Source organism: Brevundimonas sp., assembly GCF_032017145.1.
Classification (GTDB): Bacteria; Pseudomonadota; Alphaproteobacteria; order Caulobacterales; family Caulobacteraceae; genus Brevundimonas.
In genome coordinates this window covers 1-20,600 of sequence record NZ_DALZQC010000023.1, presented here as the reverse complement: position 1 = coordinate 20,600, position 20,600 = coordinate 1, and the positions used below count along the sequence as shown (strand labels likewise).

At 66.7% G+C, this 20,600-nt stretch carries 20 protein-coding genes and 1 tRNA gene; 14 read left to right on the top strand and 7 right to left on the bottom strand.

Features of this window, described 5'->3' with window-relative positions:
- Positions 1 to 59 precede the first annotated feature (59 nt).
- Entirely contained in the window at positions 60 to 1,853 is a 1,794-nt protein-coding gene (locus RTU05_RS06135) for a M3 family oligoendopeptidase (protein WP_312596588.1), read from the bottom strand.
- Between the two features lie 158 nt (positions 1,854 to 2,011).
- Between RTU05_RS06135 and RTU05_RS06130 the strand changes: the two genes are divergently transcribed.
- Positions 2,012 to 3,463, top strand: coding sequence for a sigma-54 dependent transcriptional regulator (locus tag RTU05_RS06130; RefSeq protein WP_312596586.1), 1,452 nt, complete (start codon positions 2,012 to 2,014; stop codon positions 3,461 to 3,463).
- A 1-nt stretch (position 3,464) separates the two neighbouring features.
- Here the strand turns inward: RTU05_RS06130 and RTU05_RS06125 are convergent, their stop codons facing one another.
- The 5 genes from RTU05_RS06125 to RTU05_RS06105 all read right to left on the bottom strand — a co-directional run bounded on the left by RTU05_RS06125 (position 3,465) and on the right by RTU05_RS06105 (position 5,074).
- Positions 3,465 to 3,851 carry a GIY-YIG nuclease family protein gene (locus RTU05_RS06125; RefSeq protein WP_312596584.1) on the bottom strand — a complete coding sequence of 129 codons (387 nt, stop codon included), beginning with the start codon at positions 3,849 to 3,851 and terminating at the stop codon, positions 3,465 to 3,467.
- A gap of 58 nt (positions 3,852 to 3,909) precedes the next feature.
- Positions 3,910 to 4,221, bottom strand: coding sequence for a hypothetical protein (locus tag RTU05_RS06120; RefSeq protein WP_312596582.1), 312 nt, complete (start codon positions 4,219 to 4,221; stop codon positions 3,910 to 3,912).
- Positions 4,222 to 4,233: 12 nt separating this feature from the next.
- Entirely contained in the window at positions 4,234 to 4,509 is a 276-nt protein-coding gene (locus tag RTU05_RS06115; RefSeq protein ID WP_248118868.1) for a DUF2312 domain-containing protein, read from the bottom strand.
- Between the two features lie 160 nt (positions 4,510 to 4,669).
- The gene (ykgO, locus tag RTU05_RS06110; protein ID WP_008263184.1) at positions 4,670 to 4,795 is read right to left on the bottom strand and encodes a type B 50S ribosomal protein L36; all 126 of its coding nucleotides are present in this window, start codon (positions 4,793 to 4,795) and stop codon (positions 4,670 to 4,672) included.
- Positions 4,796 to 4,997: 202 nt separating this feature from the next.
- Positions 4,998 to 5,074: transfer RNA gene (locus RTU05_RS06105), tRNA-Ala, on the bottom strand.
- A gap of 184 nt (positions 5,075 to 5,258) precedes the next feature.
- On the opposite strand from RTU05_RS06105, the gene RTU05_RS06100 reads away from it, so the two are divergent.
- Complete coding sequence (locus RTU05_RS06100; RefSeq protein ID WP_312596580.1) at positions 5,259 to 6,542, top strand: lytic murein transglycosylase; 1,284 nt, start codon at positions 5,259 to 5,261, stop codon at positions 6,540 to 6,542.
- Between the two features lie 310 nt (positions 6,543 to 6,852).
- Here the strand turns inward: RTU05_RS06100 and cysS are convergent, their stop codons facing one another.
- Positions 6,853 to 8,304, bottom strand: a complete 1,452-nt coding sequence (cysS, locus tag RTU05_RS06095) for a cysteine--tRNA ligase (RefSeq protein WP_312596578.1) — start codon at positions 8,302 to 8,304, stop codon at positions 6,853 to 6,855.
- Positions 8,305 to 8,443: 139 nt separating this feature from the next.
- Between cysS and folE the strand changes: the two genes are divergently transcribed.
- From folE to RTU05_RS06035, 12 genes are all read left to right on the top strand, one after another.
- On the top strand, positions 8,444 to 9,058 hold the full coding sequence (gene folE, locus RTU05_RS06090) for a GTP cyclohydrolase I FolE (RefSeq protein WP_312596576.1): 615 nt from the start codon (positions 8,444 to 8,446) through the stop codon (positions 9,056 to 9,058).
- Positions 9,059 to 9,227: 169 nt separating this feature from the next.
- Positions 9,228 to 9,662: a biopolymer transporter ExbD gene (locus RTU05_RS06085; protein ID WP_248118864.1), complete on the top strand. Its 435-nt coding sequence runs from the start codon at positions 9,228 to 9,230 to the stop codon at positions 9,660 to 9,662.
- Between the two features lie 143 nt (positions 9,663 to 9,805).
- The gene (locus tag RTU05_RS06080) at positions 9,806 to 11,629 is read left to right on the top strand and encodes a gamma-glutamyltransferase family protein (RefSeq protein WP_312596574.1); all 1,824 of its coding nucleotides are present in this window, start codon (positions 9,806 to 9,808) and stop codon (positions 11,627 to 11,629) included.
- Between the two features lie 240 nt (positions 11,630 to 11,869).
- Positions 11,870 to 12,598: an SPFH domain-containing protein gene (locus tag RTU05_RS06075; protein WP_312596572.1), complete on the top strand. Its 729-nt coding sequence runs from the start codon at positions 11,870 to 11,872 to the stop codon at positions 12,596 to 12,598.
- Between the two features lie 82 nt (positions 12,599 to 12,680).
- On the top strand, positions 12,681 to 13,574 hold the full coding sequence (locus tag RTU05_RS06070; RefSeq protein ID WP_312596570.1) for a serine aminopeptidase domain-containing protein: 894 nt from the start codon (positions 12,681 to 12,683) through the stop codon (positions 13,572 to 13,574).
- 70 nt (positions 13,575 to 13,644) lie between these two features.
- Positions 13,645 to 14,487, top strand: a complete 843-nt coding sequence (locus RTU05_RS06065; RefSeq protein ID WP_312596568.1) for an aldo/keto reductase — start codon at positions 13,645 to 13,647, stop codon at positions 14,485 to 14,487.
- 18 nt (positions 14,488 to 14,505) lie between these two features.
- Positions 14,506 to 15,168 (top strand): Pr6Pr family membrane protein, encoded by a 663-nt coding sequence (locus RTU05_RS06060; RefSeq protein WP_312596566.1) that lies wholly within the window; start codon positions 14,506 to 14,508, stop codon positions 15,166 to 15,168.
- A 10-nt stretch (positions 15,169 to 15,178) separates the two neighbouring features.
- Entirely contained in the window at positions 15,179 to 16,708 is a 1,530-nt protein-coding gene (locus RTU05_RS06055) for a UbiD family decarboxylase (RefSeq protein ID WP_312596565.1), read from the top strand.
- 156 nt (positions 16,709 to 16,864) lie between these two features.
- Positions 16,865 to 17,767 carry a DUF3829 domain-containing protein gene (locus RTU05_RS06050; protein ID WP_312596564.1) on the top strand — a complete coding sequence of 301 codons (903 nt, stop codon included), beginning with the start codon at positions 16,865 to 16,867 and terminating at the stop codon, positions 17,765 to 17,767.
- A gap of 184 nt (positions 17,768 to 17,951) precedes the next feature.
- Positions 17,952 to 19,721: a M14 family metallopeptidase gene (locus RTU05_RS06045; protein WP_312596563.1), complete on the top strand. Its 1,770-nt coding sequence runs from the start codon at positions 17,952 to 17,954 to the stop codon at positions 19,719 to 19,721.
- A gap of 3 nt (positions 19,722 to 19,724) precedes the next feature.
- Positions 19,725 to 20,132 carry an MAPEG family protein gene (locus RTU05_RS06040; RefSeq protein WP_312596562.1) on the top strand — a complete coding sequence of 136 codons (408 nt, stop codon included), beginning with the start codon at positions 19,725 to 19,727 and terminating at the stop codon, positions 20,130 to 20,132.
- A 39-nt stretch (positions 20,133 to 20,171) separates the two neighbouring features.
- The coding region (locus tag RTU05_RS06035) for a PmbA/TldA family metallopeptidase (protein WP_312596561.1) at positions 20,172 to 20,600 on the top strand (429 nt) is incomplete at its 3' end.

The following is a 20,600-nucleotide window of genomic DNA, read 5'->3' as shown; positions in this document are numbered from 1 at the left end:
CCTCGTCGTTCCTTGCGCGCGACTATACCCGCGCGACCGTGCGGCTCAAGCCCGGCCGATCAGCCCAGGGCCTCGAACTGATCGACCAGTCGCTCCAGTCGATGGCAACCCACGCTCCAGAAGGCCGGATCGCGCGGGTCCAGGCCGAAAGGCTTCAGCGCCTCGACATAGGTGCGCGATCCGCCCCCGGCCAGCAACTGGCGATACAGCGGCGTGAAGCCGGCCGGGTCGTTGCGCCGCGCCTCCATCAGGGCCGCCACCAGCAGGTCGCCGAAGGCGTAGGCGTAGACGTAGAAGGGCGAGTGGACGAAGTGGCTGACATAGGCCCACCAGTGTTCATAGCCGGGGTTCAGCTTGACCGCCGGCCCCAGCGAGGCGCCCATCTCCTCCAGCCACAGCTGGTTGATGCGCGGCTGGGAGACTTCGCCCTTCAGCCGCTCGTCGTGGAATCGGGTCTCGAAACGGTGGAAGGCGATCTGGCGGACCACGGTGTTCAGCCCGTCCTCGATCCGTCCGGCCAGCAGACCGCGCTGCTCGGCCTTGGGCGCCGTGGCCAGCAGACGGTCGAACGTCAGCCCCTCGGCGAAGATGGAGGCCGTCTCGGCCAGGGTCAGCGGCGTGTCGGCCAGAAGCGTCCCCTGATCGGCCGCCAGGGTCTGGTGGACGCCGTGGCCCAGTTCGTGGGCCAGCGTCAGGACATCGCGCCGCTCGCCCATCCAGTTCAGGAAGACATAGGGGTGCCGGTCGGCGGTGACGGGATGGGCGTAGGCGCCGGACTGTTTGCCCGCCCGCGCCCGGCCGTCGATCCACGGCTTGTCGAAGAAGCCGCCCGCCCGTTCGGCGAAGTCGCCGCCCAGGTCCGAGAAACTGTCCAGCACGATCTCGCGTCCCTGGCTCCAGGTGAAGGTGCGCGGCGTGGTGGTCTCGATGGGGGCGTTGCGGTCCCAGTGGTCCAGCCGGGTCTTGCCCATCGCCTTGGCCTTCAGGGCGTAATAGCGGTGCGACAGGCGCGGATAGGCGGCCGCCACCGCCTCGGCCATCGCATCCACGGCCTCGCCATCGACCTCATTTCCCAGGTGGCGGCTGTCTGCCGGGCGTTTGAAGCCGCGCCAGCGATCCTCCATCGCCTTGTCGGCGGCGACGGTGTTCAGCACCAGGGCCAGGGTCGGGGCGCGGGCGGCTAGCGCCTCCGACAGGCCCTCGGCGGCGGCCTTGCGACGCGCCGGCTTGGCGTCCGACAGGCGGTTCAGCGCCTCGGCCAGGGTCAAGTTCTCGTTTCCCGCCTTTGCCCGCAACGCGGCCAGCTGCTCGTCGAACAGGCGCGGCCATTGGGCCGTGATCGGGCCGCGTTCGGCGATGAAGGTCTCCAACTCGGCCGACAGTTCGTGCGGCTTCATCGCCCGCACCCGGCGCAGCCACGGCCGCCAGCGCGCGGCGCCGTCGTGGGCCCCCAGGGCCGCCTCCAGCCGCCCGTCGTCGATCTGATTGATCTCCAGCGTCAGCCAGACGGTGGGGGTGGCGATGGCGGTGATCTTTTCGCGCACATCCGCCTCGAACCCCTGGGCCGCCGCATCGTCGCGGGCGGTCGAGGCCGACAGGAAGGCGTAGGCGCCCAGGGCGCCCAGCACGTCCGACGCCTGCTCGTAGAGCCCGATAGCCTGGTCCAGAAGCGCGCCCAGCGCGGCCGCATCCTGCTCTGCGGCCAGCCGCCCCTGAAGGGCGTTCAGGCCGTCGACCAATCCCCTGGCCTTTTCCAGATCGGCAGCGACCCGCGCATCGTCGCGCGAGGCGTAGAGGTCGGTCAGGTCCCACAGGGGGGCGTCGGCGTTCGGCGTCTTGAAGGGAGCGTTCATGCCCCTGTTCTGGGGACGCCCGATGACAGGCGCAACCTCCGATGCCGTTAACCCGCCGCTCACCACGCCGCACAACGCGATTTTCACCTCATCGCCGCTAGAACCGTCCCGAAACGGGCCACCTGCGTTCTGGCGGCCGAGACGAAGGGCTGCCTGTCATGGCCAAGACCATTCTGGTCGTCGACGACGATCCGACCCAGCGCCGACTGATCCAGGCCGTGCTGGAGCGGGACGGATACGCCGTGGTCCATGCGGCCGGCGGCGGCGAGGCCATCGACCGGATGACCCAGGGCGGCGGGGCGGACCTGATCCTGCTGGACATGGTGATGCCCGAGATGTCGGGCCTGGAATGTCTGGCCGAACTGCGCAGCGCGGGCGTCGCCGAGCCGGTGATCGTCCTGACCGCCAACGGCGGCATCGACATGGTGGTCAAGGCCATGCAGGCCGGGGCCCAGGACTTTTTCGTCAAGCCGGTGGGGCCGGAACGGCTGCTGGTCGGGGTCCGCAACGCCCTGCAGATGAAGCGGCTGACGGCCGAGGTCGGGCGCCTGACCAAGCGCGCTCAGGGCCGCACCAGTTTCGACGACATCGTGGGCGACAGCCCCGCCATGCGTATGGTCAAGGCGCTGGGCGCTCGCGCCGCCAGATCCTCCATCCCCGTCCTGATCACCGGCGAGAGCGGCGTGGGCAAGGAGGTGATCGCCCGCGCCCTGCACGGCGCCAGCGACCGGGCCGGCAAGCCGTTCGTGGCGGTCAACTGCGGCGCCCTGCCCGCCAATCTGATCGAATCCATCCTGTTCGGGCACGAGAAGGGCGCCTTCACCGGGGCGGTCGACAAGACGCTGGGCAAGTTTCGCGAGGCGGACGGCGGCACCCTGTTTCTGGACGAGATCGGCGAACTGCCGCTGGACATGCAGGTCAAGCTGCTGCGCGCCCTGCAGGAAGGCGAGATCGATCCCGTGGGCGGCAAGCGGCCGGTCAAGATCGACGTGCGCATCGTCTCGGCGACCAATCGCGACCCGGCCCAGCAGGTGAAGGACGGCGCCTTCCGCGAGGACCTGTTCTATCGCCTGAACGTCTTCCCGATCGAGGCCCCGTCCCTGCGGGAACGGCGCGAGGACATTCCGGCCCTGGTCGAGCATTTTATCGCCCGCTTCAACGCCGAGGAAGGCAAGCGGATCGCCGGCTGCGCGCCCGAGACCCTGGCTCTGCTGCAAGGGTTCGACTGGCCCGGCAATGTGCGCCAGCTCGAGAATGCGGTGTTCCGCGCCATCGTCCTGGCCGACGCGCCCTTCCTGCAACCGCACGATTTTCCCGCCATATCCGGGGTCGCCGCCCCCCTGCCCGACACCCGCCCCCTTCAGGCCGCAACCGCCGCCAACGCCCAGACCGAGGCGGCCGCCGCCGGCGAACAGCCCATCCGCATTCTGGACGACCGCGGCCATCTGCGGACGCTGGAGGACATCGAACGCGACCTGATCCAGCACGCCATCGAGGTCTATGCCGGCCATATGAGCGAGATCGCCCGACGCCTCGGCATCGGCCGCTCGACCCTGTACCGCAAGGTCCGGGAACAGGGGCTGGAGGGGCAGTTGAAGGAGGCGGGTTAGGCTATTCGCCAGCTTCAAGCCGCTTCAGGAACGCCGCCACACTTCCCTCTCCGTCATCCTCGGGCTTGACCCGAGGATCAGGCGCCCAGCCGCACAAATGAGGATAGAGGTCCGCCCAGTTCGGGTTCACACGTTCGATCAGTTCGAGCTTCCAAACGCGATTCCAGCGTTTCAAGGCCTTCTCTCGGCGGATCGCCGTCGTGACGAATTCGTGCTGCTCATACCAGACCAACAGACCGCAACCGTATCGGCTGGCGAACCCCTCGAAGGCGCCTGTTCGATGCTGGCCCGCGCGTTCGTACAGGTTCGCGCTCATCCCCACGTAAAGCACGCCATGCGGACGGCTGGCCTGGATATAGGTGGCGATGAAAGGTCGGCGCTCACTCATCAACGCATAGTTGCGGACAGCCTGATCCTCGGGTCAAGCCCGAGGATGACGGATTACATTATGGGTCCTTCTTACGCCCCCACCACCGTTTCGGCTCCTCGCCCTTGGCCTTGGCGGTGATCTCTTTCAGCTTGCGACCCTGCATGGCGGACAGGGCCTGACCGGGGGCGCCTTTTTCGGGGTCGGCGAAGGCGCGGCCGTGGGTCTTGACCCTTTCGCCGACCGAATCGAGGAACTCGCCCTCCCAGTCGGACAGAGAAACGCCCGCCTTCTCTGCCGAGCGGCGGGCGCGTTTCAGGGCGTTCAGGGCCGCGCGCTGAGCGGCCTTGCGTTGGGCTTCAAAAGGGCTTGGCGGCGGTTTTCGCTTCAAGCCGGCTCAGCCTCAGATCTCGCCCAGGGCCGACATATAGAGGTCCAGGATGGCGTCCTCTTCCTGGCGCTTGGCCTTGTCCTGCTTGCGGATGCGGATGACCTTGCGCAGAATCTTGACGTCGTAGCCTTCGCCCTTGGCCTCGGCGAAGACCTCCTTCATGTCGGTCATGACGGCCTGTTTGTCCTCTTCGAGGCGCTCCAGCCGCTCGATGATGGTGCGCAGGCGGCCCTGGGCGGTCGAGGTGAGAACGTCGGGACCACCGTCGAACGAAGCGTCGTCAGCCATGGGGAAATACTCCAGAAATCAGGCGCGGACGCTAACCATGCCGGCCGGCGCGCGACAACCGCGAACACGAAAAAGGCCGCGGATGAAAATCCGCAGCCTGTGGATCGTCAGCAAGACGCCGTGCGCTCACGCCGCCGAAGCGGCGCGCAAACGAACCAGCTTAGCCTTGCTTCGCCTTGAAGCGCGGGTCGGTCTTGTTGATGACGAAGACGACGCCCTTGCGACGCACGACCTTGCAGTCGCGGTGGCGGGTCTTCAGGGACTTGAGCGAGCTACGGACCTTCATGGTCGGACGTCCTGAGAGAAACCAATAAGAAAGCCGCTGACCCGGTCGGATCGCGGCGGAGGCGGTCGTATAGAGAGAGGGGTTCGGAAGGTCAAGCCGCCAAAGGCCGAAACCGCAGAAAACCCAGTCCCCGTCTGCTCTGCGAGCTGTTTCCCCCTAACGGACTAAAGTAGAGCGAAGCGCGATAGCACGACAAAAACCATGGAGGCCTGACCTCCGAGTCGAACGGAGGGTTTACGGGGTTGCACGCCCGTTGCGTCGCCACTCCGCCATCAGGCCGTCAGAGGACGGTGCGGTAATACGCCGCAGGCGTTAAGGCGTCGACGAAAAACAGGGTTAATGACGCCAATAGGCGAACGGCAAGGCAACGCTTTCGCCTCACAGGCGCTTTAATCGCCGTGAAACTGGGCATTCGCGCGGATGTCATTTCACGTCGGACCCCGGGGGCTTTAGTTTGAATCTCATGCGCTTTTCCTACCGCCTTCTTCTGATCGGCTGCGTGTCGGCCTGTGCGCCCATGTTGCCGGAGCCCCAGGTGCCCCTGCCGACGCACCAGCCCCAGCCGCAACCGGGCGCGCCCGTCACGGCCCCCGCCCCCACGCCGCAGACCCCGCCGCTGGCCGCCTATGACCAGCAGGGATTCGAGGGCTGGAAACAGGGGTTTCTGGCGCGCAAGGGCGGCGCCCGCCGCGCAGAATACGCCCGTCAGCTGGAAGGGCTGACGCCCGACCCGACCGTGGTGCGGCTGGATCGGAACCAGCCGGAATTCTCCAAGCCCGCCGGCGCCTATGTCCAGAACGCCGTGACCGCGGTGCGGATCGCCCAGGCCAAGCAGCGAATCGACCGCGTGCCGTGGTCTGTGGTCCAGCGCTTCGGCGTGCCCAGCGAAATCCTGGTCGGCGTCTGGGCGCAGGAAAGCGCTTTCGGTCAGGTGCAGGGCGACTATGACGTCATCCGTTCGCTGGCGACCCTGGCCTATGACGGTCGCAGGCGCGACTGGGCCGAGGGCCAGTTGAAGGATGCGCTGGACATCGTGGTGGACGGCCGGCGCGAGCGGTCGGGCCTGAAGGGCAGCTGGGCCGGGGCCATGGGCCAGACCCAGTTCATGCCCGACAACTATCTGCGCCTGGGCGTGGACCAGGACGGCGACGGCAAGGTGGACATCTGGGGCGACGACGCCGACGCCCTGGCCTCGGCCGCCAATCTGCTGGCTCAAGCGGGATGGAAGCGCGGCCAGAGCTGGGGTTATGAAGTCGTCCTGCCCGCCGGTTTCGACTATGCCGAGGCGGAAGGCCCCAAGCACAACTGGGCCTATTGGACGGCCAAGGGCGTGCGGCTGGCGCAAGGCGGAACGCCGAACGGCGCCGAGGCGCTGGAGGAGGCCACCATCCTGTTGCCGCAAGGGGCGAACGGCCCGGCCTTCCTGGCCCTGCCGAACCACTATGTGATCCGACGCTACAACAACTCGGTCAGCTACGCCCTGGCCATCGGCCTGACGGCGGACGGGATCATGGGCAAGCCCGGCCTGACCAAGGCCTGGCCCAACGACCCGTCGATGTCGCGCGACCAGCGTATCGGGGCGCAAAGGGCGCTGACCAAGCTGGGCTATGACACCCAAGGGGTGGACGGGGTGATCGGGTCCAACACCCGCGCGGCCCTGCGGCGTTGGCAGATCGCCACGGGCCGAATCGCCGACGGCTATCTGACGCCGACGCTGGCGGACGAACTGATCCGGCGCGCGGGCTGAGTCTGTAAATCCGGCCACGGTTCGACGCTCCTGCGTCAGCCGCTACGCCCCAACCTTGAGACCGAGCGTATGGATCCTCGGCACAAGGCCGAGGATGACGAAGTGAAGTGGTGGGGCGGGCATCGTCTCCTCCCTGCGGAGCGGGGAGGTGGCTCGAAGCGCTGCGGAGAGACGGAGGGGCTCTTGGCCGCATCATAGACGCCGGTGGGGCTTCAACAGCCCCTCCACCGCTTCGCGGTCCCCCTCCCCATTTCATGGGGAGGAGACGACGGTGCGGGTTCCTCTCCTCCGAGGGGAGAAGCGTTGTCGATCAGACCTTCATCCGCCAGGTGGCGCCGTCGGGGCCGTCCATGACGATGACGTCCAGGGTGTTCAGGCGATCGCGAATACGGTCGGCCTCGGGCCAGTTCTTTTCGGCGCGGGCGCTGGCGCGTTGTTCCAGCAGGGCCTCGACCTCGGCCTTCAGGGCGGGATCGCCGCCTTCGAACCAGGCGTCCGGCGTCAGCGACAGGACGCCGAGCAGGCCGGCCGCTTCCTTCAGGCTCCAGCGGGCCATGGCGACATCGTTGATTTCGGCCTCGGCGTCGTTCAGCAGATCGCGCAAGGCGTTGCCGAGCCCGAACAGCTGGGCGATGGCGCCCGGGGTGTTGAGGTCGTCCTCAAGCGCATCCAGCACCGGATCCAGAGCGTTCTCGGCCAGCTCCATCTCGGCCTCGTCCAGCGTGGCCTCGTCGAAGTCGGCCAGGGCCGCGTCGGCGTCGCGCAGAACACCGTAAAGCCGATCCAGGTTCTTGCGGCTTTGCTCCAGCAGCCCCTGGTTCCAGTCCAGCGGCTGGCGATAGTGGGCGCTCAGCAGCGCCCAGCGGACCACCTCGCCCGGCATGGCCTGAACCAGGTCGTGCAGCAGCAGGACGTTCCCGACGGACTTGGACATTTTCTCGGCGTCCACGGTAAGGAAGCCGTTATGCATCCAGTAGCGGGCGTATTCGTCGTGCGCCTGATCGCCGTGGGCATGGCCGTGGGCGCAGACGCCTTGCGCGATCTCGTTCTCATGATGCGGGAAGACCAGGTCGATGCCGCCGCCATGGATGTCGATGGGCAGGCCCAGCGTCTTCTCGATCATGGCCGAGCATTCGATGTGCCAACCGGGGCGCCCCTCGCCCCACGGCGACGGCCAGGACGGTTCGTCCGCCTTGGACGGCTTCCACAGCACGAAATCGTGCGGGTTCTTCTTGTAGGGCGCGACCTCGACGCGGGCGCCGGCGATCATGTCGTCCAGGTTCCGGCCCGACAGCGCGCCATAGGATTTGTAGGACGAGACGTCGAACAGAACGTGCCCCTCGGCGGCATAGGCGCAGCCGGCATCGACGATGGCCTGAATCTGATCGACGATGGCTGGGATATAGTCGGTGACATGCGGCGCGATATCGGGCGGCGACACGTTCAACAGACCCATGTCGGCCAGATAGGCGGCCTCGTAGCGAGCCGTGACCTCGCTGATCGGCACGCCTTCGCGCGCGGCCTTCTGATTGATCTTGTCGTCCACGTCCGTGACGTTGCGGGCGTAGGTGACCTTGTCCGCGCCATAGGTCCGGCGCAGCAGCCGCACCAGCACGTCGAACACCACGGGGGGTCGCGCATTGCCGATGTGGGCGTAGTCATAGACCGTGGGGCCGCAGACATAGAGGGTCACCCGGTTCGGATCGCGCGGTTCGAACAGGCGCTTTTCACGGCGCAGGGTGTCGTGGATGTGCAGCGGCATCGCGGGTCAGCTTCAGTTTTCTTGCAGGACGGAGGCTTCGTCCCATATAGCCGCTGATAGTCAGTAAGTGCTGATCGCCCAAGCTCAGAATTATAGCCGATCGGCTGTAGCCTGTTCTGCCTTCCTCTGGATTGAGTTCATGAGCGTCATCCCCGCCAAGCCCGTACTCGTCAGCGACGACAGTGTTCAACGCCCATCGCGCGAACAGGCGCTGGAGGCGGTGCGGACCCTGATCGCCTGGGCCGGTGACAATCCCGAACGTCCGGGCCTGATCGACACGCCCAAGCGGGTGGTGGACGCTTACGGCGAATGGTTCGACGGCTATGAGGCCGATGCGGCCAAGGAGCTGAGCCGCACCTTCGAGGACGTGACCGGATACGACGACATGGTCATCCTGCGCGACATCGAGGTGGAGAGCCATTGCGAGCACCACATGGCCCCCTTCCTGGGCAAGGCCTATGTCGCCTATCTGCCGGGTGAAAAGGTGGTCGGCATCTCCAAGCTGGCGCGGGTGGTCGAGATCTTCGCGCGCAGGCTCCAGAATCAGGAAACCCTGACCAACGACATCATCGACGCCATCGAATCGCATCTGCAGCCGCGCGGCGTGGGGGTGATGCTGGACGCCGAACACCAGTGCATGACCACCCGCGGGGTGCATCACCGGCACGTTTCGACCATCACCACCCGCTTTACCGGCGCCTTCAAGGACGATCCTGCCCTGATGGACCGTTTTCTGAAGCTGGCGAAGGCTTGAGACGGACGGCGGCGGGCGACTGTCGCGTATAATTGACGTTCGGGAACGTCGGATCGTTTAGAACCGCTTTACAAGCGCGCATCGGGACGCCAAGAACCGAGCAAGCTTTCGAGCGATCCATAGGGAAATGCCGGCGCGGATTGCAGCCGGCGAGTAACGGAGACGATGCATGGCTGCCAAGCTCGGTGGTTCCGGCGGGGACAAGCACACGATCGAACAGACGGCGGATATCAACATCACGCCGTTCATCGACATTCTGCTGGTGCTGATGATCATCTTCATGGTCGCCGCGCCGATGGCGACCGTCTCGATCCGCCTGGACCTGCCGCCCGCGCAGCCGCCGGTGAACCCCACCCAGGAAAAGGAGCCGGTGTACATCACCATCCAGGAAAACGGTCAGCTGTTCCTGTCGGACAAGCAAACCTCGATCGACAACCTGCCCACCGACGTCTGCACCGCCCTGGGCGGCGGCGCCTGCCAGGAAGAGCGCGTGTTCGTCCGGGCCCAGCCGGAAGTGAAGTACAAGCAGTTCATGGAAGTGATGAACAAGATGCAGGAGAACGGCTTCTTCAAGGTCGGCCTGCTGAACGAAGACATCAGCTGAGTTCACGCTCAGGCGAAACGATCAGGGCCGCGTTCCGAAAGGGACGCGGCCTTTTTCTTTGGCGGCATGATCGCCCGATTGGGGCTTGCCGGATCGGCCGCGCATCGCCTTGATGACGCATCGGTTGTTCAAGGAGTTCGCCCATGCGTCGTCGCACCTTCCTGTCCGCCCTGCCCGTCGGGGTGCTGGCGGCGAACACGGCCCAGGCCCAGCAGCCGACGCCCGCGACCGCCGCGACCGCCCCTGCCCCTGCCCGGCCCGCCGCCCCCTATGCCGGCGTCGGCATCGGCGACCGGATCTCGGGGCCGAAATTCATGGGCCGCTCCACCGTCTGGGGGGCGAACGGGGCTGCGGCGACGGCGCATCCAGCCGCCACCCTGATCGGCATCGACACCCTGCGTCGTGGCGGATCGGCCATCGACGCAGCCATCGCCATCAATGCGGCCCTGGGCTTTCTGGAGCCGACGGCCAACGGTATCGGCGGCGACGCCTATTGCATGCTGTGGGACCCGAAACAGAAGAAGGTCGTGGGCCTGAACGGATCGGGCGCCAGTCCGCGCGGGCTTGGCCTTCAGACCGCACGGTCCAGGGCCATCGACGGCCATCTGCCCCGCTATGGGGCGGTGACGGTCAATGTGCCCGGCGCGGTCGACGCCTGGTGGAGCGCGCACCAGCGGTATGGAAAACTGCCGTGGAAGGATGTGCTGCTGCCGGTCGCGGAACTGTGCGAACAGGGCGCGCCCGTGCCCCAGGTCATCGCCTATTATCTGGAGCGCAACATGGCCGCCTTCGACCGGGGCCAAATCCCGATCGAGGAAAATGACAACCGAAAGCGCATCTGGGCCGCCGGCGGCGCGACGCCCAAGGTGGGCGAGCTGTTCGCCAACCCCTATCTGGGCAAGACCCTGAGGCTGATCGCGGAGGGCGGACGCGGCGCCTTCTATGACGGTCCGCTGGCCGACCAGATGGAGGCCTATTTCAAGCGCATCGGCGGCTGGATGACCCGCGCCGACCTGGCCGCCCACCACACCGAATGGGTCGAGCCGATCCAGACCAACTATCGCGGGGTGGACGTCTTCGGCCTGGGACCGAACACTCAAGGGCTGTCCACCAACCAGATCCTGAACATCTGCGAACAGTTCGACCTGAAGGCCATGGGCTTCCAGTCCGCCGCCTCCCTGCATGTCCAGGCCGAGGCCAAGCGGCTGGCGTTCGAGGACCGGGCCCGCTGGTTCGCCGACGACCGATTCTCAAAGACTCCAGTCGAATGGCTGAACTCCAAGGCCTATGCCGCCGAGCGGGCCAGGCTGATCCGGCCGGATCGGGTGATGGACCGCGTCATGCCCGGCGACGCCCCCCACCACGGCGACACCACCTATTTCAGCGTCGCCGACAGCGACGGGATGATGGTCAGCTGGATCCAGTCCAACTATCGCGGCATGGGCTCGGGCCTGGCGCCGGACAATGGGTCGGAGCCGCTGGGCTTCATGTTCCAGGACCGGGGCGAACTGTTCGCCCTGACCGACGGCCACCCCAACATCTATGCGCCGGGCAAGCGCCCGTTCCAGACCATCATCCCCGGCTTCGCGGTCAAGAACGGCGAGCCTTGGCTGGCGTTCGGCGTCATGGGCGGCGCCATGCAGCCGCAGGGCCAGGCGCAGATCATTATCAACATGGTCGACTATGGGCTGGAGCCCCAGGCGGCGGGCGATGCTCCGCGCTGGCAGCATTACGGCTCGTCCGAACCGACCGGCCAGCCGCAGGAAGGAACCGGCGTCCTGCATCTGGAAAGCGGCGTGCCCGAGGCGACCAAGGCCCAGCTGCGCGCCATGGGCTGGACCCTGGGCGAACCGGACGGCGGGTTCGGCGGCTATCAGAACGTGATGAAACAGATGAATCCCGGCGGCCGCTGGACCTATGGCGCGGCGACCGAGATGCGCAAGGACGGCATCGCCCTGGCCTATTGAAGGCTGGACGTCGGGTCGGTCCGCGCTAAGGTCAGGCGGGGTCTTACCCGTTGAGATCGTCTCGGCGCGACGCCCGGTCACGGGCGCGGTCAGCCGCAAAGGGGCGGCCTCTCCTGTGTTTGGTCACAACGCAAAGGACGCCCGGCGCCGGCCGAAAGGCAAGTCGTGGAGGGGCCATGCGGGCTTCGCGCCCCCGCCCCTTCGCCACGGCGCCTGGCGTCTGTGTCGCAGGAGACGAGAATGAGCGAGATGCCGGACTACCTCATAATCCTGACGGCCATCGTGATCCTGGTCAGCGTGATCGGCGTGCTGAACGCCTTCCGGCGCGTGCGGGTCAACCGTTGGGAGCGGACGGCCGTCTATGTCGATGGCGTGTTCGACCGGTTGCTGGAGCCGGGGGTTCACCGCCTGTGGAAGGGTCACGGCCGCCTGATGCTGGTTCCGATCAGCCTGGATCAGCAGGTGCGGTCGATCCGGGCGGACGTCCTGTCTTCGGAACGGATGCCCCTGCGCCTGACCGCATCGGTCCTGTTCCGCATCGAGAACGCCGAGCTTTCGCTGCGCGAGCCGGTCGAGCCACGCCTCGATCTGGCGGTCCAGTCGGCTCTGATCCGGCTGGCGGGCGAGACGCCGCTGAACGCCCTGCTGGTCCATGCGCCGGAGACGGCGGACATGCTGACGGCCCATGTGGGCGACACGGTGGGCGCCGCAAGGATCGAGCGGGTCGAGATCGCCGCCGTCACCCTGCCGCCCGAGATTCGGCGGCTGCTGAGCGATGTGGAACGCGCGCGGCTGGATGGGTTGGCGGCGCTGGAGCGCGCGCGTAGCGAACAGGCGGCGCTTCGCGCCCTGGCAAACGCGGCACGTCTGCTGAAGGACAATCCCGAGCTGGCCCAGCTGCGTCTGCTGCAGACGGCCGAAAACGCCAAGGCCGCGACCATCGTCATCGGCGACGAGCGAGGCCGATGACCCATTTCGCTTGAACTGACGCGACGGAAATCCAGCATGGTCCGTATCCAATAAGAACGGACATGGAGGCTGGGGGCGCGCCGTGAAGGTCAGGGTCGAGGATCGGATCATCAAGTCCAGCGACGGCTGGCCGCTGGAGGCGACGCTGTTCCGCCCCGAAGAGGCGCGGATGGCGGTGCTGATGTCGGCGGGGACTGGTTTTCCGCGCGGATTCTATGGCCGGTTCGCGCGCTGGATGGCCGCGCGCGGGGCGGTGGTCCTGACCTATGACTATCGCGGCATCGGCGGGTCGCGGCCCGAGGATTTGGCGGCGGGGCGGATGGACTATCCCGACTGGGGGCGGCTGGACATGCCGGTGGCCCTGAAGGCGTTGAAGGCGGCGGCGCCCGGTCTGCCCGTCTTACACGTCGGCCACAGCGTCGGGGGGCATTTCGTCGGCTTCATGCCAAACCAGGGCGAGATCGCCCGACACGCCTTCGTCTCGGTCGGCAGCGGCTGGTGGGGCGCGCACCACCGGACCTACAACCCGTTCGAGCTGATGTTCTGGCTGGTGTTGGGGCCGCACGATCTGAAAAAATACGGCTATATCCGCAGCGGCAGGCTGTGGCGCGGGACCGACCTGCCGCGCGGGGTGTTCCAGACCTGGAAACGCTGGTGCCTGAAGCCGAGCTATTTCCTGAAGGAGCTGGCCGACGGCGCGCTTGACCCGCAGCAGTTCGACCGGGTGACGGCGCCGATCCGGTCGTGGGTCTTCAGCGACGATCCCATCGCCACGCCGAAGACGGGTGCGCGCCTGCTGACCGCCTATTCCACGGCGCCGGCTGAAATCCTGTCGCGGCGGCCCGAGGACTACGGCGTCAAACGCATCGGCCATGACGGGGCGTTCAGAAAGGGCATGGAGCCCCTGTGGGAGGAAATCCTGGACTGGTTCCAGGCCGAACACGCACGCCCCGGCGAACCGGTGACGCAGGATTAATACAGGCGAAACAGTGGCGAAGCCGGGTTCAGACCCTATATCGGGCGACACGACCCAGCAGGAGATGCGCATGGCCTACGGCGACCAACCCACGATCACCGTCGATGGAATCGAAATCCCGCTGCTGGGGTTTGGCACCTGGCAGCTTGAGCCGGACGATGCGCGGCGGATGGTCGCCGAGGCGCTGCGGATCGGTTATCGCCACATCGACACCGCCTGGATTTACAAGAACGAGAAGGCCGTCGGTCAGGGCATCGTCGATTCCGGCGTGGCGCGCGAAGACATCTTCCTGACCACCAAGATTTGGGTCGATCATTTCACCCATGACGCCCTGCTGAGACAGGCGAAGGAATCGGCCGACAGCCTGGGGACGACGCCGGACCTGTTGCTGCTGCATTGGCCCAAGACGACGCCGTCGTTCGAAGAGACTCTGGGCGCCCTGAACGAGGCAAGGGACCAGGGGCTGACCCGGTCGATCGGCCTGTCCAACTTCCCGTCCAAGGAATTCCGTCAGGCCCAGGCCCTGTCAAAGGCCCGGCTGATCACCGATCAGGTCGAACACCACCCCTATCTCGGCATTGACCAACTGGTGGCGACGGCGGCCGAGTTGGGATCGTCGATCACCGCCTGGTCGCCGCTGGCCCAGGGCAAGATCGCCGAGGACGCCACGATCGGCGAACTGGCCAAGGCGCATGGCAAGACCAACGGCCAGATCACCCTTCGCTGGCTGATCCAGCACGGAATCATCGCCATCCCGCGCACGACCAAGGAAAGCCGGGCGCGCGAGAATTTCGACATCTTCGACTTCAAACTGTCGGACGAGGAGATGCAGCGCATGGATGCGCTGGACCGTGCGGAACGGATCGGCGACTGGCTGGACCCGGCGTTCGAATGGGACAAGACTGACGCCTGACCGACGACGGAGGCGCGGATGCTGAGGCACAGGGACCGGCCGCGACTGTGGCGGGCGACTTTCGCGGTCGTGGGCTGGGCGACCCTGGGCCTGCAGTACATTCTGATGGTCGGCCCGAGCCAGGGTTGGGGCGTCCTTGAGCGGACCGTCAACTATTTCAGCTATTTCACCATCCTGACCAACATCCTGGTCGCCCTGGCCTTCACCGGCCCGCTGATCGACGCCGATCGCAGGCTGGCGCGCTGGAGCGCCAGCGAGGGCGTGCGGGCGGCGGTGGCCATGTACATCGTGGTGGTCGGGGTGGTGTATCACCTTCTGATCGCGCCGCACTGGCAGCCGCAGGGCCTGCTCTACGGGGTCAATCTGTTGCTGCACTATCTGATGCCGGTCGCCTTCGTGCTGGACTGGCTGTGGTTCACGCCCAAGGGTCGCCTGCGCTGGATCGACCCGGTGAAGTGGCTGACCTTTCCGCTGATTTATGGCGGCTGGACGCTGGTTCATGGACTGGCGACCCACTGGTGGCCCTACGGGTTCGTGAACGTGGATACGCTGGGTCTGGTGCGAGTGATCGCCGTGTTCGGGGGGCTGCTGGTCTTCTTCTGGCTGGTGGGGATGGCGTTGGTGGGGCTGGACCGGCTGTTCGGGCGAACGGCGCGTGACAGCGGGCCGAGAGCCGCCTAAGCCACCGCGCATGGCCTACAAATCCCTGCGTGACTTCATCCAGCAACTGGAAGCCGACGGCGAACTGGTGCGAGTGTCCGAGCCGGTGTCGACCGTGCTGGAGATGACCGAAATCCAGACCCGGCTGCTGCGGAACGGCGGCCCGGCGGTCCTGTTCGAAAAGCCGGTGATGCCGGATGGGACCATCAGCCCCATCCCCTGCCTGGCCAACCTGTTCGGCACGGTGAAGCGGGTGGCGATGGGGGTGACGCTGGAGGGCAAGGCGCGCACCACCACGGCGGAACTGCGCGAGGTCGGGGAGTTGCTGGCCTTCCTGCGCAATCCCACGCCGCCGCGCGGTCTGGGCGACGCGATGGAGATGCTGCCGCTGGCGCAGACCGTCATGTCGATGCGGCCCAAGACGGTGAGGAAGGCCCCGGTGCAGGAGGTGGTGCTGAAGGGCGATCAGATCGATCTGACCAGCCTGCCCGTCCAGTCGTGCTGGCCCGGCGAGCCCGCGCCCCTGATCACCTGGGGCCTGGTGGTGACCAAGGGGCCGTCGGACGAGCGCGAGGACGACTTCAACCTGGGCATCTATCGGATGCAGGTGCTGGGCAAGGACAAGGCCATCATGCGCTGGCTGGCGCACCGGGGCGGCGCGCAGCATTACGCCCGGCACAAGAAGGCCGGAAAGCGCGAGCCCCTGCCCTGCGCCGTTGTGTTGGGCGCCGATCCGGGCACCATCCTGGCCGCCGTGACGCCGGTGCCGGACACCCTGTCGGAATATCAGTTCGCGGGCCTGATGCGGGGCGCCAAGGCCGAGCTTGTGCCCTGCAACACCGTGCCGCTGATGGTCCCGGCCCAGGCCGAGATCGTGCTGGAGGGCCATGTCCTGCTGGACGAGTTCGAGGATGAAGGCCCGTACGGCGACCACACCGGCTATTACAACTCGGTCGAGAAATTTCCGGTCTTCAAGGTCAGCGCCATCACCATGCGCAAGGACCCCATCTATCTGACCACCTTCACCGGCCGTCCGCCGGACGAGCCGAGCGTGCTGGGCGAAGCGCTGAACGAGGTCTTCATTCCCCTGCTGCGCCAGCAGTTCCCCGAGATCGTCGACTTCTGGCTGCCGCCAGAGGGGTGCAGCTACCGGATCGCGGTGGTGTCGATGAAGAAGGCCTATCCGGGCCACGCCAAGCGCGTGATGCTGGGCGTCTGGAGCTATCTGCGCCAGTTCATGTACACCAAATGGGTGATCGTCGTGGACGACGACATAAACGCCCGCGACTGGAAGGACGTCATGTGGGCCATCTCGACCAAGATGGACCCGGCGCGCGACATCACCCTGATCGAATCCACCCCCATCGATTATCTGGACTTCGCCTCGCCCGAGAGCGGCTTGGGCTCCAAGATCGGTCTGGACGCCACCGACAAGTGGGAGCCCGAAACCAGGCGCGAATGGGGCGAGGAGATCCGCATGGACCAGGCCGTGATCGACCGGGTGTCCGACATGTGGGACCGGCTGGGCCTGCCCGGCGACGGGAAACCGATCTGGAAGTGAAGGCCATTCAACGGCTTGCGAACTTATCGCAAGACGGCGGCGTTTCCTGAGAACCCAACCTTGACCGTGGCGTTGTCTTCCCGCTCCGGCGGAGGCTGAGCCTTCGCCCCATCACGGAAGGGAAAATCCATGAAGTCTCGGACAGCGGTTAGCGCCATGGCCTTGGTCTGCGCGATGACGATGGGCCTGGCGGCCTGCGGACAGGGCGACGGAAAGAAGACGGACGGCCGCCCGCAATCGGTCGCCGCCGTGTCGGGCAATGAGGCGACGCAGCAGAAGCTGGGCCTCTACACCGACGCCTTCAACAAGCTGATCGACAAGAACTGGGGCGTGCCCGAGAACTTCGACAAGTATCAGAAACTGGACATTCCGTCCGCCGACGCGAGCCGTTCGATCTACTTCCCCGAGAATATCACCACGCTGGAACAGGCCATCGAGAAGCTGAAGGAAGGCAAGGCCCTGTCGGGCGGCGCGCAGAGCCAGCGGGCCGACGCGGCGGTGGACAAGCTGATCCCGCAACTGGAGGCCCTGCTGGCCCAGTGGAAGACGCTGGACCCCTATTTCGAATCCCGCGCCTATCGCGAGGACGGTCTGGCCAAGGCCAAGGCCGCGCACCCGGCGGTGATGACGGCCTATCAGGGCGCGGTCGGCGGGATCGGCGAACTGGATGCGGCTCTGTCGGAGTATCAGCGGGCCCGCAACGCCGCCCAGATCACGGCCCTGAACAAGGCCGGCCACGCGGCGGAGGCCAATCTGGTCGACGCCATGCAGAAGGCCGACCACTTCACCACCGCCGTGATGGAGGACAGGCCGGAAGAGGCCGACCGCCTGCTGCCCGGCCTTGTGGCGGCGACGGCCAAGGTGCGCGAAGCCGAGGCGGCCATGGCCTCGGACGCCAAGAACAAGTCGGAGTTCAGCTCCATCGCCGACCGCCTCGATTCGATGGTCGGCTCCTGGCGCGATTACAAGCAGAGCAAGTCGGACTACGAGCGCGAAAGCATCGTCGACGACTACAACCGCGCCATCGACGAGATGGGCGACGTGGAACTGCCGGCGTGACCAAGGCGCGCCGCCTTCGTCGCGTGACGGAGGCGGCGATCCCACGGTGCGTGCGCCGACGAACGGTGCGGCAGAGGTTGAAACCTTGTCAGGGAGAACCAATCGGCTCACGAAAGCCGATATGAAATCCCATCTCGCAATCTCGGCCCTGCTGGCCGCCCTTGCCTGTAGCGTGAGCCCCGCCATGTCCCAGACGCTTCCCAACGCCGCCCCTTGGGACCAAGCCTTCCTGCCGCCCGCACCCGCCTGGAACGGCGCCTCGAAGGACCTGCTGCGCGACGGCGACGATCCGTGGGCCACGGCGTTCGAGGCCGATCCGAGCCATGACTTTTCGCCCAACTACGTCGATACCCGCGCCTGGTTCGACCGTCTGGATCGGGCCAGCGACCTGATCCGCATCGAACAGTTCGGCACATCGCCCGAGGGACGGCCCATCTATGCGGTGATCGCGTCAAAGGATGGCGCTGCCTTCGATCCGGCCAAGCCTGTGCTGATGATCCAGGCGGGCATCCACCCCGGCGAGATCGACGGCAAGGACGCGGGCATGATGCTGCTGCGCGACGTCGCCTTTTACGGCAAGGATGGCCTGCTGGACCGGGTGAACCTGATCCTGATCCCGATCCTGAGCGTGGACGGGCATGAGCGGGCGTCCGCCTACTCCCGCCCCAACCAGCGCGGGCCGCGCATCCAGGGCTGGCGCAATACGGCGACCAACCAGAACCTGAACCGCGACTATCTGAAGCTGGACCAGCCCGAGATGCGGGCAGTGCGCGGCTTGATCCTGAAATACCGGCCGGACCTCTATGTCGATGTCCATGTCACCGACGGCATGGATTACCAGTACGACGTCACCTACGGCTTCAATGGCGAGGACGGAGCGTTCAGCCGCTCGCCCAACGGCTCGGCCTGGCTGGATTCGGTCTTCAAACCGGCGATGAACGCGGCGCTGGAGCGCGAGGGCCACATCCCCGGCGAACTGGTGTTCGGCCTGGACGACGACGATCCCAGGAAGGGCCTGTCGGACGGCGGCCTGGGTGAGCGGTTCTCGAACGGCTGGGGCGCGGCCGCCCATGTGCCGACGATCCTGATCGAGAATCACAGTCTGAAACCGCATGAGCAGCGGGTCCTGGGCACCTATGTCTTCATCGAGGCGGCGATGCGTCTGCTGGCCGACCAGGGCGCCGGTCTGCGAGCCGCGACCGATCAGGACGAGGCCCTGCGTCCGGCGCAGATCCCCGCCAACTTCGAGGCCGACGACACGCCGTCGTCCACCCGGCCGTTCAAGGGCATCCTGTACGAGATGTACGACAGCCCCGCCTCGGGCCGGAAGGAAATCCGCTGGCTGGGCCGGCCCGACCCCGACCTGTGGCAGATGCCCTTCTATGGCTCCAAGCCGACCCTGACCCTGACGCGGCCCGCCGCCTATTGGGTTCCGGGCTATCGCACCGACATCATCGAGCGACTGCGCGCGCACGGGATCGAGATGGAGACGCTAACGGCGCCGCGCACGGTGAACCTGTCACTGCTGCGGCTGGTCGAGCCCAAGCTGGCGACGCGCGCCAACGAGGGCCACGTCCAGGCCTCGGTCAAGTCGGTCGAGGTCGAGACGCGCGACCGGACCTATCCGCCCGGTTCGGTGCGGGTGTCGACCGACCAGCCGCTGGGCGACATCGTCGTGCTGCTGCTGGAGCCGCAGTCGAACGAGAGCTTCTTCGCCTGGGGGATGTTCCCCGAGGTCATGAGCCGCGTGGAATATATCGAGGCCTACGCCATCGCGCCCCTGGCCGAAAGGATGCTGGCGGCGGACCCGGCGCTGAAGGCCGCCTTCGAGGCCAAGCTGGCCGCCGAGCCCGTCTTCGCGGCCGATCCGCAGGCGCGTCTGGCCTGGTTCTATGAACGCACGCCCTTCTATGACGACCACTATCTGCTCTATCCCGTCGGGCGCGAGGACTGATCGATGACGACGCCCCTTATGCTCGCCATCCAGGCCGCCGCCCTGTGGAGCGGCCTGCTGATCCTGATGATGCTGGTGCTGTCGGGCGTCGTGGTCAGCGGACGACGCAGGCACATGGTTTCGCTGGGGGACGGCGGCAACGCCGACCTGATGGCCGCCAGCCGCGCCTTCGGCAATCTGGTGGAATATGCGACGCCCGGCATGATCGCCATGCTGCTGCTGGCCGCCGTGGGCGCGCCCGCCTGGATGGTGCACGGGGTGGGCGCGACCCTGCTGGTCGGGCGTATCTGCCATGCGCTGGGCCTTCTGTTCCAGACAGGGCCGTCGCTGGGTCGGGTGGTGGGGATGTTGCTGACCTGGGTGGCGCTGCTGACGGCCGCCGTGGGCCTGATCGCCTTCGCCGTCGTCTGACGCGGTTGCGGTGCAGCAGGGCGTCCGCCATATCGGGGCATGACCGAGACCCTGGCCGCGCCCGTTTCCACCGATCTTCTCAACGACATCGTCAAGGCGGCGCTGAAGGCCGGCGCCGACGCGGCCGAGGCGGTCAGCGCCGACCGCCGGTCCCTGTCGGTGGGGGTGCGCAACGGCGGGCTGGAAGATGTCGAGCGCGAGGAATCGCGCGACCTGGGCCTGCGGGTGTTTGTCGGCCAGCGTCAGGCGTCGGTGTCGGCGTCCGACCTGTCGCCGGCGACCCAGGCCCGGCTGGTCGAACGCGCCGTGGCCATGGCGCGGCTGGCGCCGGAAGACCCCAACGCCGGCCTGGCGCCGCAGGATCGTCTGGCGCGAGGCCCTTTGCCCGATCTGGACCTGTTCGACGCCAGCGAGCGCAGCGCCGAGGCGCTGGAAGCCGCCGCCGCCGAGGCGGAGGCCGCCGCCCTG

What these genes read in the sequence shown, in the direction of transcription:
- RTU05_RS06135 (WP_312596588.1), bottom strand. Translation starts at nt 1,853, where the DNA reads ATGAACGCTCCCTTCAAGACGCCGAACGCCGACGCCCCCCTGTGGGAC.
- RTU05_RS06055 (WP_312596565.1), top strand. Translation starts at nt 15,179, where the DNA reads ATGGCCTACAAATCCCTGCGTGACTTCATCCAGCAACTGGAAGCCGAC.
- RTU05_RS06115 (WP_248118868.1), bottom strand. Translation starts at nt 4,509, where the DNA reads ATGGCTGACGACGCTTCGTTCGACGGTGGTCCCGACGTTCTCACCTCG.
- RTU05_RS06075 (WP_312596572.1), top strand. Translation starts at nt 11,870, where the DNA reads ATGAGCGAGATGCCGGACTACCTCATAATCCTGACGGCCATCGTGATC.
- RTU05_RS06040 (WP_312596562.1), top strand. Translation starts at nt 19,725, where the DNA reads ATGACGACGCCCCTTATGCTCGCCATCCAGGCCGCCGCCCTGTGGAGC.
- RTU05_RS06045 (WP_312596563.1), top strand. Translation starts at nt 17,952, where the DNA reads ATGTCCCAGACGCTTCCCAACGCCGCCCCTTGGGACCAAGCCTTCCTG.
- RTU05_RS06050 (WP_312596564.1), top strand. Translation starts at nt 16,865, where the DNA reads ATGGCCTTGGTCTGCGCGATGACGATGGGCCTGGCGGCCTGCGGACAG.
- RTU05_RS06065 (WP_312596568.1), top strand. Translation starts at nt 13,645, where the DNA reads ATGGCCTACGGCGACCAACCCACGATCACCGTCGATGGAATCGAAATC.
- RTU05_RS06100 (WP_312596580.1), top strand. Translation starts at nt 5,259, where the DNA reads ATGCGCTTTTCCTACCGCCTTCTTCTGATCGGCTGCGTGTCGGCCTGT.
- ykgO (WP_008263184.1), bottom strand. Translation starts at nt 4,795, where the DNA reads ATGAAGGTCCGTAGCTCGCTCAAGTCCCTGAAGACCCGCCACCGCGAC.
- folE (WP_312596576.1), top strand. Translation starts at nt 8,444, where the DNA reads ATGAGCGTCATCCCCGCCAAGCCCGTACTCGTCAGCGACGACAGTGTT.
- RTU05_RS06060 (WP_312596566.1), top strand. Translation starts at nt 14,506, where the DNA reads ATGCTGAGGCACAGGGACCGGCCGCGACTGTGGCGGGCGACTTTCGCG.
- cysS (WP_312596578.1), bottom strand. Translation starts at nt 8,304, where the DNA reads ATGCCGCTGCACATCCACGACACCCTGCGCCGTGAAAAGCGCCTGTTC.
- RTU05_RS06080 (WP_312596574.1), top strand. Translation starts at nt 9,806, where the DNA reads ATGCGTCGTCGCACCTTCCTGTCCGCCCTGCCCGTCGGGGTGCTGGCG.
- RTU05_RS06125 (WP_312596584.1), bottom strand. Translation starts at nt 3,851, where the DNA reads ATGAGTGAGCGCCGACCTTTCATCGCCACCTATATCCAGGCCAGCCGT.
- RTU05_RS06085 (WP_248118864.1), top strand. Translation starts at nt 9,228, where the DNA reads ATGGCTGCCAAGCTCGGTGGTTCCGGCGGGGACAAGCACACGATCGAA.
- RTU05_RS06130 (WP_312596586.1), top strand. Translation starts at nt 2,012, where the DNA reads ATGGCCAAGACCATTCTGGTCGTCGACGACGATCCGACCCAGCGCCGA.